Here is a 17,050-nt window from a genome sequence, read left to right on the forward strand (position 1 = left end):
TTCTCTGCCATTTGGCCTTAATAGAGGGCAATAGCGTCTATTTTCATCGTCGGGTCTGCCTCCAAAATACCGAAATGACGTGTCCAATACAGCTCAATCGTAAAACGCGCCGGAAGAAACAGGTCCAGAATTAAATCAGCTTTGATCCGTGATAACTGCGTTTCCTCCTGACCGATATAGATGAGCAATTCGTCCTTTTCCTCACAATTGGTATAAATGATCGAACGGTGAAATACGCGGCGCATCGTTTCTTTTAGCAGATGTACAGCTTCCCCCGTCTCATACAGCCGCAGCAATCCTTCGGCAATCGCATCCTGCTCCTCACGGTTTAACTGTGCAAAGCTTTCGCTCACCTTCGGGCCAAAAATGCCGTTCCCAATGTCACGCTGAACAAACCGGATATGGTACTCCCGCCGATTCATGCCTTGATACAAATCCATTTCGGCCAGAAAATGTATCATAATATCGAACAGCGATTCTCTCAGCTCCAGGTACTCCTCAGCATCCGGCGGAAACAGGTCCCGAAAAATAGAATAAAAGCGGTAGTATGGATTAATTTCCACCACCTGCTCCAGCTCGGATGTATTCAGCTCGGTCAGACTCAGCTCCATATACGGAGAGTAGCTAACAGCGGGTACAAACCGGAAGCTGTTAACATCTAACTCCTGTTCCTTTGCGCGCATAAGCAAATCCCAGACGTAATTCACAGCCATTCTCCTTCACACTTGTACTCCGGGAAATACATTTGCACTTCCGACACCAGAAAGCTCATCAAGTCGGATAAAATATAGGCAGGAAATGTTGACGAAGCTTCCGCAGAACCGTGTCTGAACCCCAATCGCATGATCTGCTTGCCTTCCTCCGTCCGCACGTTGTCACTGACAAACGGATTTAACGGATACGTCTGGGATTTGGATAAAAGCTTGCTCACATCATTTCTGCCTGTGCCTCCCCAAATGTCCACACGCTCCAATTCCAATCCCTGTGCAGCTTCAAAAGAATGTACAATACGCGTAATTTCCGCTTTGGCCCGGACGATCACAGCCTGTTTGCCTGCATAGCGGCCCAAAAAGCTGTCCTGCCGCCGATTGGACAACACCGGATAGGTCTGACGACTAAGTCGCGTCAGGACGGGCTTCGTAACCTTCAACACATTCCATTCACCGGACTTATCACGAGGCGTGACAATCGTCAGTTCCTCTTCCGTGCGCTTGATATACCGGATATCGCCTTCCACTCCGTCAATCAGGTAGCCGTGCTCAGATCCTGTTTTACGTAAAGGAAGCACATGCTCATAGTTCACATGATCTATAGCCGGTATTGGGAAACCACTGTTTTTCAGAGACAGTCGTTCAATGTTCCAAAGTGGAAAAACATCCACCTTCTTAAAAACGTCGAATTCCTCCAACGAGATCGTAATTTCGTGAATTTCTTCATCGACGGCAGGCTCGCCTTCTCCTCCAACCAGTACACAATCGACAAATTTATAAGCGTACGGGTGATTAATCGTTTTCCACGGCATGCCATTTTGCATGAACATAAGATATAGCTTCTCAATCTCCAAAATATAAGAACGGTTGTGCTCCAGACGAAAACGAATCGGATAGCTTCCCGTTTCCGTTACCAACGTTCCCCCGAAAACCCGTTTGCTGCGTACAAGCGCGGTGATCTGCTCGGTCTCCATCTCCAGAAAAAGAGTAAATAGCGGCAACGCTCCGCCTTCCCGAACGACCTCTGCCACGCGGCTGATATCCAAGACCTTGTCCTTGGAATCTGACGGCAACACCGGATATAAAAATTCATGAATCGGATCATAGTCTTCACGTGATGTCAATGACACGTACACGTCAAACTTCTCTTCCGTATTCTCAATTTCCTCAAATACCCGCCGTTCCAGCTGGCGGGTCATTTCTTCCTGATATTCGACGAGGTTCATAAACACCCCCGCCATCATATTTTTCAGCAAACGTCTCTGCTCCAGATCGTCCATCTTGCTCAAACGGTCCTGCACCAGCTCTTTCACGACGTCTCACTCCTTTCCGGCTCCAGCATTCATTGAACATGAAAACCTTAACTTCCGTTCGCAGCCGCCTGATTCTGACTGCCTGAATCAGACACACCCGCTTCTTTGGAAGCGGAATCAGCAGTTCCTTGCTCCTTGCTGGCGGGTGCCTTCGTCGAAGAGGCATTCCCATCGCTCGTACTGCCGCTCTTGGCAGTTGAAGAAGCTTCCTTCTTCGCGGCTGCTGTATCCGCTGATTTCATTGTTGCAGCATTACCCGTAGCTGCCGCAGCCTTGGTTTGCGATGCTGTAGCAGGAGTTGCCGCAGCGGAAGATGAAGCTTCGCTCGCTGCGTCCCCTGCGTCCGTGTCGTTCAACGCTCCGTCAGGCAATCCCAAACCAGCAGCAAGTTGACCATTTTTCTGCTGCTCCGCGCTCTGTTTCTCCTCTGCCTTTGCAATACTTCGCTCCAGTGCCAGTACGCTTTCAAGCTTATCGATCTCCTGATAAATCTCCTGTGCCCCGCTATAAGCATCAATGGCTCCTTCATAATCGAGATCCTTCATCAGCCGATCCCCTCTGGCCTGTAGCTTGCCAGCCTGAATTTCCTTGAGCTGCTGCTGGATGGCCGTCATTTTATCATTGGTCTCGGTAATCTTCTTCTCCAGCTCTTTTTGCGCGGACGTATAACCGGATTCCATCGCAGCCTTGTTTGCTTTCTTGTACAGCTTAAGCGCATTCGTGTAGTCGCCGCCCTGAAATTTTAAATCTCCGTCCTTCATCCAGCTCGCCGTCTCGGCATAGCTGTCCAGTTGGTCGATTTTATGCTCAATATCCTTCACATTAAACGGCGGGTACAGACCGGCACTTTTCCGCGCTTTATCGTAGCTGGCTTCGGCTTTGGTAAAGTCTGCTTTTTCCACATATCCGTTCCCGTCAACCATGAGTTGAGATAGTTTCTGCTCTGCCGTATACAGTCGCTTGTGAAGCTTATCGTTAATTTTAACTGCCGCGTTTTTCGCTTCACTGTAGGACTTGAGCGCCTTCGCATAATCACCTGCCCTGGCGTAATCATCCGCGGCCTGAGCCGATTCGACCATTGCTTCCAGCGCAGCCGCCTTGTTCGCAGCCATACGAGCCAGGGTAATCCACGCTCCCCCGCCTACAATCACAAAGGCAAGCAACGCAATCAAAATCCGTTTGATCAGCTTGCGACGGTTCTTAGGCTTTTCCTGAAAAATTTTGTTCACATAGATGGCGGCAGCCGTATAGTTGTTCACTGTTCGGCGCTGCTTGCTCAGCAGAACCTCTTCCAGCGTATCTGTCAGCATGACCGGGTCCTTTGCTTCCTCCAGCGCCCCCAGCATTTCCGCCAACTCGACGTCCTCCCACATCCCTGATGTGGCGAGCAGCATTACATCTCCATCTGCAAGCTGCGTCTTTTTGGCATAATGGGCATGAACTCCATTCGGATTTCCCAGATATTCCAGCAAATTGCCCCGTTCCTCATGCGTGCTGGTCGCTTCGTCGGGAATACGTCCATCATCTGCCAATGACTGAGCCAGGCTATGATCCTTACTGCGAAAATTAAGCCGTCCATTGCGAAAATGATATAACCGCACATTACCGCACGAAACATACACCATTTTGTTGTAGTTGGTCACTACCATCAGCAGACTGGCTTTGAGCCGCACACGACGGCTTTCAAATTGCAGCCATTCCTGCGCTTCACGCAGATCTCTCATCAAGCGCCGTTTGGACATGGAAGGCTTCTCCATGAAGTTTTCCAGCACCGTTTTGACAACCATTTCCGCGCTGCGCAGCTCCTGATCCGAATCCAGACCGTCTGCGAGGACATAACAGGCCATGTCGTCCGTCTCCATGAATGCAAAATAGTCCCGGTTGTCTATGTAAGAGCCCGCTTCCGACACAAAGGCGGTACTAAAATCGCTGTTGTCCTTGCGCATCGCTATCCCCGTCTTTCTTGTTTCATCCTATCGCCAACATAACCACTGTCGCGTTATCCTGACTTTTAAAGCCTTTATCATTAATCGTATCGATCATCGCTTCCGCCATTTCCTGCGGTGCTCCACCCTTGCGCATGATCTCTTCCAGCTCAATCTCCGTCAGTGCCTCCTGAATTCCATCGCTGCACAACAGAACATGATCGCCTGCGTACAGGCGAATCGGCGCAGCACCAAGCTCCATGCTCTCAAAGCCCTCATAGCCCAAATAATTGACCAATTGATTGCGAACCGGACTCGTTTTGGCCTCTTCCGAGGTCATTTGCCCAGCCAGCACCCGTTCCTCCAGCAAGGTTTCCGCCGTATGCTTGGAATTGACGCTCTGAAAATGACCATTACGGTAAATTGTAATCAGGCTATCTCCCACCGCTCCGTAATACAACTGATAGCCGCAAATGATGACCGCCGCCAGCGTCGTCCCTCCGCCCTGCCCATTCAAATTTTGCAAAATACCGCGATTGCTCTGAGTTGCCGCTTCTGCAAAATATCCGTTCAGGTTCGACGCATCCTCCAGCTTGGCGAATGCCTTCGTAAAGGTCGTCACCGCCAATGTACTGGACATGCGTCCATTAGCCAGTCCGCTGATGCCGTCTGCGACAACCGCCAACGTACCGACAGGTGTTGTCATACTTGCAAAATAATCGTCCTGCTCGCTTCGGCTCCCGATCGTTTGACCATTTCCGATCTCAATTCCACCCATGGTACGGCTGCCGGAACTTCGTGTCAGCCGCATGCGGATCATGAGAAGAACAGCGAATAGCACCGCAGCTCCACATACAACAAAATAAGGCTGCATTTCGTTACCTCCCTGCACCATACCCACTTCCGTCCTAGTTTTCGTTGTCCCACTCAAAATGGGCGCCGCACAGCGGGATAAAGATAAATTTGCTGTGTCCCAGCTGAATCACGTCATAAGCAGCCAGCTCTGCTGGTGAATATACTGCCTCATTATTGTGATACGCCAAGCCTGACGAATCCCCCGGCAGCAAGTAGAAATTACGCTTTTTCGGATCATACACAATGACCGCATGATTTCTGCGGGAAATCGTGTTGTCCCCAATAATACGGACATGCATTTCCTCGGCACGTCCAATAAAGTTTTTCTCGGCCATAATGCGATAGTCCTGACCCACCTGCGCTCCTTCGATGCATACTAGCCATCCGGTTACCGGGTGAATCCCCACGGTCTCGCCCAAATACGGCATCGTTCTGTCATCGTCTCCCGCACCGTTGGTTTTTGCCGTTGGTTCAACACTTTTGGGTGCGGCTACATTTACCACCGTATTACAATAAGGACACGTATTTCCGTGCTTTCGTGTACTGAACATGTGTCCGTTCGGGCATCTTGTCAAACTCATAATCGGTTCCTTCCCCCAATTGTCATGATTGTCTTTTCAGCTATTTCACGAGCAGTCTCGTATTGGCGATATATAATAAATCACCTGTGTAAATCCGGTACGGCTCACCGCTTTCCAGCTTCTTGGTTACACTTTCGTTCGCAGACCGCAGTCCGGTACCGTTACCGGAATCCACATCCTCCACAAACCAGTCGCTGTTCACCCGGTTGAGCACCGCATGCTCCACGCTTATAAGAGATGCATAATCTGTACCTGCCAAATCAATATCCGCCTCGGAGCGAGCCGTTGTTTTGCCGATCAGGAGCGAGGTTTCGCCTTCGATATACCATTCTTTAATGGACTCGCCCTCTTCATCCATCAGTATCAGCTTGGCAATCCGATTGCGCTGTGTCTTAGGCTTCGCCACACGTTCAACTGACACCAGATTACGCAATATGTATACAAGCACGCCGATTCCGATACCTATCACGACCACGGTTTTCAAACCGCTGTAGCCTGTACGACTAAACATATAAAAGGCGATCGCCAGCATCAGCCCGAACATGGCAGCATCTATGATGAAAACCCATCTGTTCTGCGCCGTTTTCACTGCTTGCTTCCCCCGTTTCTATCCTGAAATCATCACTTTTTACGAATACCGAAAAATTGGTTAAACATCGCCGAGGTATCCGTCGGATCACCGGATTTTTTCGTTTTTTTCCCCGGTGAGCCTTCCTTCGTTTTCGGATGAAAACCGAAAAATTGCTCAAAATCAGTTCCTATATCAGCCGGATTAAATCCTTTGGCTGCGTTGCGCGCACCACCGGAAGATGCTGACCCTCTTCCTCTCTCTGGCTGCGGTCCGCCAGCTCCCTCTGTTTTTCGGATGAGCTCGGCATCGTATGCCTGCCGCAATGCTTCGTCACGCAAGGTATTGTAAGCCTCATGAATCAGCTTGAACTTGCGCGTTGCTTCCTCGCTTCCCTGGTTGGTATCAGGATGATACTTTTTGGCCAGTTTACGGTAAGCCTGCTTAATCTCTGCCTCCGAAGCATCCCGGCTGACACCGAGCAGCTCATAGTAGTTGGTCATTGTGTGATGTTCCCCTCTCCGAAAAAAATAAATATTAAGAGACCCGTAGGCCTCTTAATATTTATCCACCCTGCACTTGTGCGCCGGGTGAGTGTGTGTTTAAGCTGCGCTTAACGTTAAGACGTTAAGCTTAAACCGGATATCCGCCGTCGATTGTAGCCAGCTCGGTTTTGTCTTTCTTTTGTTTGATGTAGAGTGTAAATGCACCTACACCTTCTGTGTCGCCGAAGTGCTCAGTGTAGTCCACCACGAAAGCATTCGGGAAGTGGATTTTACGCACAACTTGATCAGCTGCGATAACTTCCAGTGTTACTTTACGGTAGCTGTCTGCTTTTTCAGCAGGAACCAGGGACCACAAAGCCAGTTTCAACGTGTCATCCGCGCTGTCGCCGTCTACGGCTGTGATAATTTTACCGCTGATGCGCAGCGTGGAGCCTACGTCAGTGGAGCGTGCATTGGAGTCGTCCGGTGTATCGGTGTCATAAATAACCGTTTGGATGTTATCCAAGCCCAGCTCAATTGTTTCTTGTCCTTCAACTTTCAATCTGAATCCCATGTGTGTTGCCTCCTTGAAATTAGGTAATATGATGGCGGGAGAAGCAGGGCTTCTCCGCAATTTATGTATAAAGGCGGTTCTGGATAGAAACGCCTCTAACATCTTTCGTAGCGCTCGGATCATGATTTGACCGAGCTGGTTCCTTTAGTAATCATGACTTCCAGGTTCTTCACATTGCCGTTGAAGACCAGATCGATATGGCACATATTGCTTTTCTCATCAATAATGAAGCTCATATCGTCTCCATCCTGAATGATCGAGTTCACAGATCCTCTGCTGCCCAGCCACTTGCTCTTTTGGCTACTCGGATTGTTACTGAAGAAGCGGACGATATTTTCGTGCTTGAAGTCTCCTGTCTGGTAGCGCAAAATACGTTCAATGTACGTGCTGACCAGCGTCTTGTAGATGGAGTCAAAGCCGTCCTCGGACATCGCCATGCTTCTCGCCTTGTAGACGGTAATCCGGCGGATATCCTTATCCTGAATCTGAGCATTCTCGGATGAGAATACAAAGCCGAAGTTTTTACGGTTGATGGCATCCTTGATCGTGTTGGTAAACCCGGTGATTTCCTTGGCCATCGTCGTCACTGTGCGCAGACTGTTGTCTCCCGCTTCGATGTCGAAGCGTACGCCAGGGAAGTTTTTGTTGACCGTTTTGAACGTCTCACGCAGGTACTCAGGACACTGATAAGAAGCGACCAAACCAGCGGCAACGTAGGCTGCGCCCACATAAACGCCTTCGATCCACAGCTTGAGAATATCTTCTTTCTCCTTGGAGAGCTGCACACCGCTTTCGGTCTGTAGCATTTTGCTGTCGATAATGACACCCGATTTATCCTTCGGAATAATCGTGAAGTTCGGTACGCAAGGAATCGCAAATTCGCTGTATTCTCTGCGAACGAGACTGGCGCATTTATCGACATATTTGTCGATGCCTGCTGTCGCCATACTGTTGAAAGTCGTTTCTTCACCGGATTCAAAATTAAAGAACATTTGAATTTTGTAATTCTTCACGACTTGCAGCAGCATCGAGAGCGATTCCATCGAATTTCCGCCCTGCTTAACGACCTTCTCGTTCCCTTTGAAGCGTTCACGTGAAACCTTCACCTTACCGGCTGCTTCCAGCTCGACGGATGGAACGATACCAAACCAGATCGTGTCGCTGAATTCATTTTTGGCATTCACGGTGTTCAGGTATGTTTCCAGGCGCGGGATATTGCTGCTTTTCACCAGCATGTCCAGCTTGTTGTTTGCCACCAGCATTGTTGGCAGCATACCCTTGCTCTTCGTTGCATATTGATCGAAGAACATTTTGACACCGAGGATTTTTTCCACAAGCGGCTTAACCGCCTTTACGAAATCATCCTTGGCATTTTTATAGAACTCCAGATACGTGTTGTAGTTCTGAACTTCAACCGCAGTATCAACCTTGGTCTGAACAGCCGGCAGCGGCACAAACGTGCGAACCACCAAATCCTTCACATAGTCAGAAGGCGTATCTGTGATGGAGTTGTAATCTTCCTCGAACACCTGTGACAGATCGCCCGTGCTGTTCTCATCCAGCAGCATCAGCTCGGTGCTGTCGCTCTTCGGTGCTTCAATAATTTTCAGCTCGCCGCTTTCCCCAATGGAAAGCATACCCACCTGGATCAGCTCACCGGAGTTTTCCTCCTGGGCGCCACCAAGCAGAAGGCGAGTTTTGATATCCTCAATCGCCAATGGCAGCATCGCCATAACGTTGTTATAGTTCTGGCTTGCTTCCTCGAACATTCCATTCAGCTTGTCGCCCATGTCGAGTTTCTTCGGATCGCCATCATCCAGCTTGTCATATTCACCATACATATAGTGAATTTCTTTGCGGACTTGGCGAATATCGTCCATAACCTTTTTCGGAGAAATCATATCCAGCAGATTTTCAAACTTGAAATCCACATTTGTGATTCCTTGACTGCGCTTGGTGTCAATGAGCGTAAACAACATTTTTAGAAAATCATTACTTTGATTGACTCGAATTTCAGAAATGCTGTCCTCATCAATCCCTTCCGGCTTTTTGAGGGTATAGACCACTTTTTGATTAGCCGCGTTAAAAAACGAATACACAGTCGGCGAAAATTTATCCAAAAATTCATCGAAGCTGCGCACCAGAAGGTGCTGGTTAATTTCCTTGATTTTCTCATCACTCAAGCTGTCAATGCCCTTCACATCACCTACAATTGTGATCAGGTCCAGCTTTTCCGGGTTGATTTCTTCAAAAAGCATTGTCCGGTTTGTTTGATAAATGATTTCCATCGCTGTCGGCAAACGAATTAAAGTATGGATATACGTCGAAAGCCCCACATACGGACACGGGATGTCCAATCTAGAGCAGCCGGGTTCCCACGCTTAGTTCTTTTGCCTCCTCCCCCCTACATAACATTCAAATTGGCCAAAGGATTCGGCTCATACTGCAATACGCAGTACAGGCATGTAACCTCGAAAATCAGTCCGAAGCGTTCGTTTAACTTTTAATGGCAAATTTAACAAACGGAAATAAATCGTTCAGGTAACAAGGAAATTTTCGATTCTGTTATTCCGTGATCCTACTGTTATCCCAGTTTTTGCCGTTGATACGAGAGCTATCATACAAAGCACTCGTTAGTTTTGTCAATTTCTGTAGCCCCAGATTGAAACAGGGTCATTTGACTCATTTTATGCGTAAATACGTAATTTTTATGATATGTTAGACCTGTTTATTCAGGGAATTATTCACAAATGGAACTCAATTGCCGATAGAAATCCATTGGATCTTTCTGTTAAGCGTAAAAGTATCAAATTCATGGCTAATGTGAGGGTTAACAGTCTGTTTTTATCCTTTATCCCTTATATACCAAGGATTAGGAGAGTAGGCGCGCCCGCATTGGCCTCGTCGATGGAGGGGCTTATGTTCAGAATGAGGAAATTAGGAATCATTGCTTTTATGACTTTTGTACTATTTTTTCAAATTGGCTCAAACGGGGTCATTTGGACTGTAAATCAGGCCAATGCCGCATCTTTGGGAACTGTTCCGGTCGAGGGTTATGATGCCGTTTTTGTATTGGATACCAGCTATTCCATGAATGATACCGATCCCGAGGGGATTGCGGCCGAAGTTATCAATATGTTTATGGATTTGAGTGATGCAGACCGTACACGCGTCGGATTCGTCGCTTACAACCATCATGTAGTCGCCTCGAAGTCGCTGACTTCTATTGCGGTAGCAGCGCAAAAATCACAAATTCAGCAGGAAATCAGAACGCTGAACCGTTCCGGTTATACAGATTTGGGACTTGGATTGCGTAAAGGCTCGGAGCTGCTTGCCGCAGGGACTTCCAAAGGACGTCAGCCTTTTATAATCCTGTTATCCGATGGAGAGACTGATTTTGGAGCCTCTTCCGGTTCCCGATCCAAAGGGGACTCAAGTAATGACGTGTCCTCCGTCATTAAGTCTGCACAGACCAAAGGATACCCTGTGTATACGATTGGACTGAATCATGACGGCACGGTGAACCGACAAGAACTGGAGCGAATTGCTTCGCAAACGGGGGGAGCTTCTTTTATAACGAGCAGCGCCGAGGATCTGCCGGAAATTTTGAACCGTATTTTTGCCAGCCAGATTCGTTCCAAGCTCGTTCCAATCGCGGCGATTACGACCACCGGCGAAATGCAAGAATTAACAGTTGATATACCGGACTCCAGTATGGAAGAAGCCAATTTGGTGCTTTTGTCGGAGCATCCTCTTCAGGAAACACAGCTCTATTCCAATTCAGAAAATGTCCGCAGGTACAAATCGAGTCGATATGCGATTTTAAAAATTGAGCATCCACAGGCAGGCAAAGTCAAGCTGAAACTGAGGGGCATACGCGGAGATTTGGTCAAAATCAATTTGCTTGGCAGCTATCGACTGGAAGCCGAGGCTATCATGACGGGAAACAAGGAAGCACAAGCCAGTGGAAACAAGCCCGTGCAGCTACTTAAAGGACAAGCCATACCGTTCAAAGCTCAGTTGTTGCTGCCGGATGGTCAAAAGCTTACAGACGAAGCTGTATATAAATCGCTTCAAGCCAATATCATGGTTACACCCGTAAAGGGCGGTACAAGCAAAAAGGTACCTATGACCTACAGGTCGGGATTCTTTCAGACCGAATACGCGTTCCCTCTAACGGGAGATTATACGTGGCAGCTGTCTTTGGACAGCCCGCAATGGTATCGCAAGGGAGCGGTCCATACCGTCCATGCGGCGAATACTGCACCGCAGGCTTTAAAGGACCTGACCATTCGTCTGGTGAAGGAAGACGGGGATGTCCGCCGGAGTTTAAGCGAATTTTTTGCTGATCCGAATCATGACAAGCTCACCTATAAGCTGGATTCAGGAGCCTCTGGGGATGCGGCTAATGCTGAGATTAACGGCACCAATCTGCTGTTATCCGGGCTTCACACGGGCGACTCTGAGTTGAAAATCACCGCTACCGATTCGGAAGGAGCATCCAGCAGCGCTACGTTGACCGTTTCCGTACAGTCCCGGTATACAGCTATCAAATGGACGGTAGCTGTTAGTGTCGTAGTGGCGGCACTTCTGTACTGGTTCTTGCGACCAAAACCGCAGTTTGCGGGAAGAATCGAAGGATATTTCCTCGCGACAGCAAGTGGACAGGAGATTCCGGTAAAATCCTGGCCGCTTACCTCCTTTCCGGGACGGAAGGTCAGCTTGCAGGAGTTGTTCCGTACGCTTGACGTTCACGAACCGCTGTCGGAAGCGGAGCGGATCATCTTTTCCGCGGGTAAAAAAGGGACTCTAGTGGTCAAGCATGATACACGCTGCGCCTTGCAGCACGGGAAAGTCAGAATTGGCCGCAATAAAAAGGCCGTGCTGGAGTACAGCGACAAGCTGTACATTACGTTCGAGGACGGTGTAACTGAAATCGAGCTGCGGTACAAGGCGATCAAGCCCAATACCTCCGTGTACACCGATCATATTCAAGCTCCGACAGGATAATGGATAACGTCCGTCGGAAACAAAAAAAGGGAAGCACCGTCTCTTACGATTAACGAACCGTAAGAGTGGAGCGCTTCCCTTTTTTTATCCAATATTCCGTACGCAGTGCGGCTTTAAACCATCTGAGCGAGCGGCAACGCTTATTGGCCTGCACCTCCAGACCTCGCCGAATCACATACGGCAGCAGGGAAAAACCTGCATTTTCGATCTGAATCCGGTCGGCCTGATCTGCAAACAATCTGCCCGGCACATCCGGTGGAGGTGATCCTTTTCGGCAATAATACAGCGTGGCGGCCAGACTGTAGATATCCGATACGGGTCCCTGCTGCGAGCGATTAGAGTAGAACTCCAGCGGAGAGTAGCCCGCCGTAGTGAAGATCGGATGCTCTTTGCCTTCAAAATGCACAGCCGATCCAAAATCAAGCAGCTTGATGTTGCCATTCTCCCCGATCATAATGTTGCCCGGCTTAATATCCCGATGAATAATGCCTTTATCATGAATGTATTCCATGGCATCAATTAAAGGCAGCAGCGCATGGTACAAAAAAGCAGGATCGGACGTTGGAGCATCCTCCTCCTTCATCACCCGGTCGAGCGTCTTGCCGGCACAATATTCCATGACCAGATAAGCAGTTCCATTTTCCTCAAAGTGATCTATATAACCGACAATACCCGGATGGCTTAATTCCTTGAGCATCTGCCCTTCACGCAAGAAATAATGCATAAACTCCACGTATTTGAATTGCATTGATGCACTACAGGTCACGGTTTTTCGATCCGATCCCCGTAAAGCGAGCGCATTCGGAAAAAACTCCTTAACAATAACCTTTTCTCGATTATCCAACAGCCTTGCCGTATACACGATGGCCAGCTCACTGCGGGACAAGGCGCTTCGAATTTGATATGTATTTCGCAGCTTCGTATTGCGGGCAAGCAGATTCCCGCTTGTATCCACGATCATGACTCGTCCTCCTGTCAGGTTCTTAGCTTATGTCTTTTGTATATATCGGCTTATTACATATCTTTTCATTATACCGTAAAATCGAATAATGGAAAAACAAATAACCTGCCATAATCTCCCTCAGAGAAATGATGACAGGTCTTTTGGCATTCATCTGGTACTTTGTTCTCAATTCCTTTTAACCCAGCTTCGTATCAGGCTTCATGCTACGCATGCTGTTGGTATTTTTCTCCCGTTGGCTGCCCAGATTGCCTTGATCCGGAGTACGGATAGTGAGCGCAATCAGGAACGATACGACACACAGCACAGCAATCGTCGTAAAGGTCGGGATGAATCCGCCGAGCAAGGCTGCGATAAAGGAACCCGCCAGCGCACCGAGGCCAAAGCCCTGATATACAATACCGTAGTTTTTGCTTTGATTTTTCAGGCCAAAGAAATCAGCCACGATGGCAGGAAAGACTGTAATGTTGCCGCCGAAGCAGAAGGCAATCCCTGCTACACAGGCAAAGAATAAACCGTAATTCAGCGGTACCAGACTCAGCACTGTAACTGCAACCGCTGTTGTTAACAACGCACCCGCTACCACTTTCAGACGACCGACTTTATCCGACAGCGCACCTAATATGATCCGACCTGCCGTATTGAAAATAGCGACCATAGCAACCGCATTGGCAGCTGTAGCTACATCCAGACCCGCCATCCGTACGCCGATATCTTTTACAACTCCAATCAGATACAAGCCACTCATACAAGCTGTGAAGAACATGACGAATAGCAGATAAACCTGCTTGGTGCGCAGCATTTCTTTAACGGTGTAGTCACGCTGCACAACTCCATTTTGTACTGAAGGCTTGTTCACGACTGCTGCTTCCCGTACCAGGAAAGAACCGCCCACAATCATGACCAGCACGATCATGCCCCAATATAGAAACGCCTGCGATACGCCAACGGACTGAATTAACGAACCATTGATATACTTAAATATAAGACTGCCCGTTCCGTACGCGCCAACCGAGATACCGGAAATAAGTCCTTTTTTCTCAGGGAACCATTTGATCAGATTCGACAGTGATGTAATATAAGCCGTTCCATCCGCAAATCCTACGACAATACCCGCCAAAATGTACAGCAGGGACAGGGACGTTACCTGTGAGCTGAGCATGAGTCCAGCGCCCAACACGATGCCCGCGCACAAAATCAGACGACGTAGTCCCCATTTATCCTGTAGCTTGCCTGCGAATAACGTAGCAAACGCCAGTGCAAAACTGGTAATTGAAAATGTAATGGCGACCGAACTGAGGTTCCAGCCAAAGCGGTCCACCAACGGTTGATTAAATAAACTCCATGTGTAAATGGTTCCTAATCCCATCTGGACAATAATCGTTCCAAGTACGACCAGCCAACGGTTTCCGCTGTTTGTTTTCATATAAATCTCCTCTTTTCATTCCGGCTCTACAGCGTCAATTTGTTATCATGATAACCGGGAATCCAGTACACTTTGCGTCTGTGGAGGAGCAAGTCGGTAAGGATTCTCTCTACATGGATTATTATAACCCTGCATGTCAGCCAGAGATCGTTTGAGGAATGAAATGCACTTAAAACGGAATGAAATGCCTTTATAGCCGCATAATTTGCCGAAATTCCTTGGCCTTGCTACGGCTCACCGGAATCTCCGCGTCCAGACCACGCAAGCGCAGGAGATACGTATGATTGAACCAAGGTACAATTTCACGGATCTGCGACAGATTAACCGTATAGGATCGGTGACAGCGGAAAAAGTCCTGCTGCGGCAGTCGGGCATGAAATTCCGAGATGCTCATCGGCATCGTATATTCCTCATGTCTTGTAAAGACACGGGTGACCTTTTCCTGTGCGCACGCATAATAAATATCGTTCGCATCCGTTACGATGATTTTGTCGCTTTTCAGCAGATTAATACGGCCCGAAGCGCTAGCCGTACTGGTTTTAGCAGGTCGGAGCTGCGCAGGCTGGGCAGTCTCCTGTACTTGGACCTTCCGTTGCTCATAAGCATTTTCCAGCTTGCGCAGCATGGCGGCGATCCGCTTTTCATCATACGGCTTGAGAATGTAATCAAATGCCTCCAGTTCGAAAGCCTGCGCAGCATGCTCTTTATAGGCGGTTGTAAAAATAATATAAGGCTTTTTGGCAAATTTGCTAATGTTCTGCGCCAGCAGCATCCCGTCCAGAGAAGGAATGTTAATATCGAGAAAAATAGCGTCCGTCTCATGGTCCTGCAAAAAACGGAATACGTCCAGCCCGTCCTCAAAGCTGTCCGTCACTTCAATATGGCTGTGGGTCTGAATAAGATACTCCAGCTCTTCACGCGCCGGAATTTCATCTTCTACAATGATGGCCTTCATGACTGCTCCTTTGGTATGTCAAAATAAACTTCGGTGCCTGGCTCATGCTTGAGAATAATAACCCCTTCTCCATACATGAGCTTGAGCCGTCTATGCACATTATACAAGCCAATTTGTTTGGCTGGAACCCGATCATGATACAGGTTATCCACAACATCATCCCGTATGCCTACTCCTGTATCTGCCACAGAAATCCGTACTTTTCCCCCTCGATCTTTTACGGAAATGGTAACTGTGCCTAGTCCCTTTTTTTTGAGAATTCCATGATTAATCGCATTCTCAACCAGCGGCTGGATGATAAGGCTTGGAATGCGCACGGACACCTCGTCCATCACATACTTCACCTGAAGCCGGTTGCCGAAGCGGGCTATTTCAATTTCCACGTAATCAGACACCTGCTGAAGCTCCTTATGAATTTCGATCAAATCATCATTCAGCTCCAAATTATAACGCAGATATCCCGACAAATTAATGATCAGCTCTCGTGCTTTATCCGGCTTGGTGCGCGTTGTAGAGGCAATGGCGTTCAGCGCGTTGAACAGAAAATGCGGATTGATTTTAGTCTGGAGCGCCTTCAACTCGGCTTTATTTGCCGCTTCCTTAATTTGCTCCACACGCGATACTTCCATTAATGTAGAAATAATTTGGGACAAGCCAATCGCCATTGTTTGCAACGGATACGTGATTTTATAAGCTTTGCGGTAGTAAATTTTCAGGGTTCCGGTCACCTCTCCCCGTTCCTCCAGCGGGATAATGAGCAGAGACTGGATTTGAGGTGTTTTATCGTCGGCAATATGGTTGCGAATGGTGATTTTACCGCTGCGTATTGTCGATTTGGTCACATCACTGATGATCTCGTCGCCAATATGATAACGTTCCTCGCCAAAACCAACGTAGGCCAAGACATCTCTGATATCCGTAATCGCCACTGCATCCGCCTTGATATCCTCCTTAATGATCGAACAAATGGTATGCAGCGATTCGGCATTAATGCAGCGAAAATAAGGCAACGTCTTGTTGGCAATATCTAGTGCCAGCTTGGCCTGTCTGGCCGCGATATTTTCCTTTTCCCCCTCGACACTCTGAATCAGCAGAACGATCAGACCGACGCTGACTTGCCCGATAATCATCGGCAGACCGATCTTTGAAACGATGTCCAAACCAAGCTCGTACGGTTGTGCCATCACCAGAATGAGCAGCATCGTCAATGTTTCGCAGATCATCCCGGCGGCAATACCGACCAGCCACCTCTTGGAGCGGTCGACCCGACGCCCGATATATCCCGATACCACACCTGCCAGAATACTCGTAATCAGACACGGAATCGAGGTCACTCCCCCGATATCAATCAGATAACGGTGAATACCCGATACAATACCCGTAATAATCCCGACCCACGGTCCGAACAAGATGCCACCCGCCATAATCGCAATAATCCGGACATTGACGAGCGATCCTTCCACTTCGATCCCCGTATACGTGCCAAACAGCGCAAACATGCAAAAAATAATCGTTAGTAGCGTCAGCTCTGCCGGGGAATGGCTGTTCTTTTGCAAGGTCTCCTTAAATCGGGGGATACGGGTAATAAAAAATAGACAAATCAGCAACAACGCTGCGCGTTCAAATAGCTGCATCAGCATTTCTAAAAAGCCGTTCACATGCGTTCCTCCCAAATATAAACCCATTC

At 48.3% G+C, this 17,050-nt stretch carries 14 protein-coding genes; 1 reads left to right on the plus strand and 13 read right to left on the minus strand.

Features of this window, described 5'->3' with window-relative positions:
* Window positions 1-17 precede the first annotated feature (17 nt).
* The 9 genes from AC0WRU_RS18085 to AC0WRU_RS18125 all read right to left on the minus strand — a co-directional run bounded on the left by AC0WRU_RS18085 (window position 18) and on the right by AC0WRU_RS18125 (window position 9,299).
* Window positions 18-707 (minus strand): iron-dependent peroxidase, encoded by a 690-nt coding sequence (locus AC0WRU_RS18085; protein ID WP_476125819.1) that lies wholly within the window; start codon window positions 705-707, stop codon window positions 18-20.
* Entirely contained in the window at window positions 704-2,023 is a 1,320-nt protein-coding gene (locus AC0WRU_RS18090) for a normocyte-binding protein (protein ID WP_476125820.1), read from the minus strand. Before AC0WRU_RS18090 ends, AC0WRU_RS18085 begins: the two co-directional genes overlap by 4 nt.
* A 47-nt stretch (window positions 2,024-2,070) precedes the next feature.
* Window positions 2,071-3,969, minus strand: a complete 1,899-nt coding sequence (locus AC0WRU_RS18095) for a serine/threonine protein phosphatase (RefSeq protein WP_476125821.1) — start codon at window positions 3,967-3,969, stop codon at window positions 2,071-2,073.
* 22 nt (window positions 3,970-3,991) lie between these two features.
* Window positions 3,992-4,822: a PP2C family protein-serine/threonine phosphatase gene (locus tag AC0WRU_RS18100; protein WP_476125822.1), complete on the minus strand. Its 831-nt coding sequence runs from the start codon at window positions 4,820-4,822 to the stop codon at window positions 3,992-3,994.
* Window positions 4,823-4,856: 34 nt separating this feature from the next.
* On the minus strand, window positions 4,857-5,384 hold the full coding sequence (locus AC0WRU_RS18105; RefSeq protein ID WP_014282882.1) for an FHA domain-containing protein: 528 nt from the start codon (window positions 5,382-5,384) through the stop codon (window positions 4,857-4,859).
* Window positions 5,385-5,424: 40 nt separating this feature from the next.
* Window positions 5,425-5,973, minus strand: coding sequence for an FHA domain-containing protein (locus tag AC0WRU_RS18110; RefSeq protein WP_476125823.1), 549 nt, complete (start codon window positions 5,971-5,973; stop codon window positions 5,425-5,427).
* A gap of 32 nt (window positions 5,974-6,005) precedes the next feature.
* Window positions 6,006-6,455, minus strand: coding sequence for a J domain-containing protein (locus AC0WRU_RS18115; RefSeq protein WP_476125824.1), 450 nt, complete (start codon window positions 6,453-6,455; stop codon window positions 6,006-6,008).
* A gap of 130 nt (window positions 6,456-6,585) precedes the next feature.
* Window positions 6,586-7,011 carry a hypothetical protein gene (locus AC0WRU_RS18120; RefSeq protein WP_025685506.1) on the minus strand — a complete coding sequence of 142 codons (426 nt, stop codon included), beginning with the start codon at window positions 7,009-7,011 and terminating at the stop codon, window positions 6,586-6,588.
* Window positions 7,012-7,130: 119 nt separating this feature from the next.
* Window positions 7,131-9,299 carry a transcriptional regulator gene (locus tag AC0WRU_RS18125; RefSeq protein WP_476128673.1) on the minus strand — a complete coding sequence of 723 codons (2,169 nt, stop codon included), beginning with the start codon at window positions 9,297-9,299 and terminating at the stop codon, window positions 7,131-7,133.
* A 631-nt stretch (window positions 9,300-9,930) separates the two neighbouring features.
* Here AC0WRU_RS18125 and AC0WRU_RS18130 point away from each other — a divergent pair.
* Window positions 9,931-12,021, plus strand: a complete 2,091-nt coding sequence (locus tag AC0WRU_RS18130) for a VWA domain-containing protein (protein WP_476125825.1) — start codon at window positions 9,931-9,933, stop codon at window positions 12,019-12,021.
* Between the two features lie 49 nt (window positions 12,022-12,070).
* Here the strand turns inward: AC0WRU_RS18130 and AC0WRU_RS18135 are convergent, their stop codons facing one another.
* The 4 genes from AC0WRU_RS18135 to AC0WRU_RS18150 all read right to left on the minus strand — a co-directional run bounded on the left by AC0WRU_RS18135 (window position 12,071) and on the right by AC0WRU_RS18150 (window position 17,021).
* Window positions 12,071-12,982, minus strand: a complete 912-nt coding sequence (locus tag AC0WRU_RS18135; RefSeq protein ID WP_476125826.1) for a serine/threonine protein kinase — start codon at window positions 12,980-12,982, stop codon at window positions 12,071-12,073.
* A gap of 178 nt (window positions 12,983-13,160) precedes the next feature.
* Entirely contained in the window at window positions 13,161-14,408 is a 1,248-nt protein-coding gene (locus AC0WRU_RS18140; protein WP_476125827.1) for an L-lactate MFS transporter, read from the minus strand.
* Between the two features lie 190 nt (window positions 14,409-14,598).
* Complete coding sequence (locus AC0WRU_RS18145) at window positions 14,599-15,363, minus strand: LytR/AlgR family response regulator transcription factor (protein ID WP_476125828.1); 765 nt, start codon at window positions 15,361-15,363, stop codon at window positions 14,599-14,601.
* A complete protein-coding gene (locus AC0WRU_RS18150; protein WP_476125829.1) occupies window positions 15,360-17,021 on the minus strand; it encodes a LytS/YhcK type 5TM receptor domain-containing protein in 1,662 nt (553 codons plus the stop codon). The genes AC0WRU_RS18145 and AC0WRU_RS18150 overlap by 4 nt, the downstream gene beginning before the upstream one ends.
* Window positions 17,022-17,050: the final 29 nt, after the last annotated feature.

The sequence above is a fragment of the Paenibacillus sp. 1-8 genome, from assembly GCF_056316205.1.

Coding starts and splice junctions, on each gene's coding strand:
- AC0WRU_RS18140 (WP_476125827.1), bottom strand. CDS start 14,408: ATGAAAACAAACAGCGGAAACCGTTGGCTGGTCGTACTTGGAACGATT.
- AC0WRU_RS18145 (WP_476125828.1), bottom strand. CDS start 15,363: ATGAAGGCCATCATTGTAGAAGATGAAATTCCGGCGCGTGAAGAGCTG.
- AC0WRU_RS18115 (WP_476125824.1), bottom strand. CDS start 6,455: ATGACCAACTACTATGAGCTGCTCGGTGTCAGCCGGGATGCTTCGGAG.
- AC0WRU_RS18125 (WP_476128673.1), bottom strand. CDS start 9,299: ATGGAAATCATTTATCAAACAAACCGGACAATGCTTTTTGAAGAAATC.
- AC0WRU_RS18130 (WP_476125825.1), top strand. CDS start 9,931: ATGTTCAGAATGAGGAAATTAGGAATCATTGCTTTTATGACTTTTGTA.
- AC0WRU_RS18105 (WP_014282882.1), bottom strand. CDS start 5,384: ATGAGTTTGACAAGATGCCCGAACGGACACATGTTCAGTACACGAAAG.
- AC0WRU_RS18120 (WP_025685506.1), bottom strand. CDS start 7,011: ATGGGATTCAGATTGAAAGTTGAAGGACAAGAAACAATTGAGCTGGGC.
- AC0WRU_RS18095 (WP_476125821.1), bottom strand. CDS start 3,969: ATGCGCAAGGACAACAGCGATTTTAGTACCGCCTTTGTGTCGGAAGCG.
- AC0WRU_RS18135 (WP_476125826.1), bottom strand. CDS start 12,982: ATGATCGTGGATACAAGCGGGAATCTGCTTGCCCGCAATACGAAGCTG.
- AC0WRU_RS18100 (WP_476125822.1), bottom strand. CDS start 4,822: ATGCAGCCTTATTTTGTTGTATGTGGAGCTGCGGTGCTATTCGCTGTT.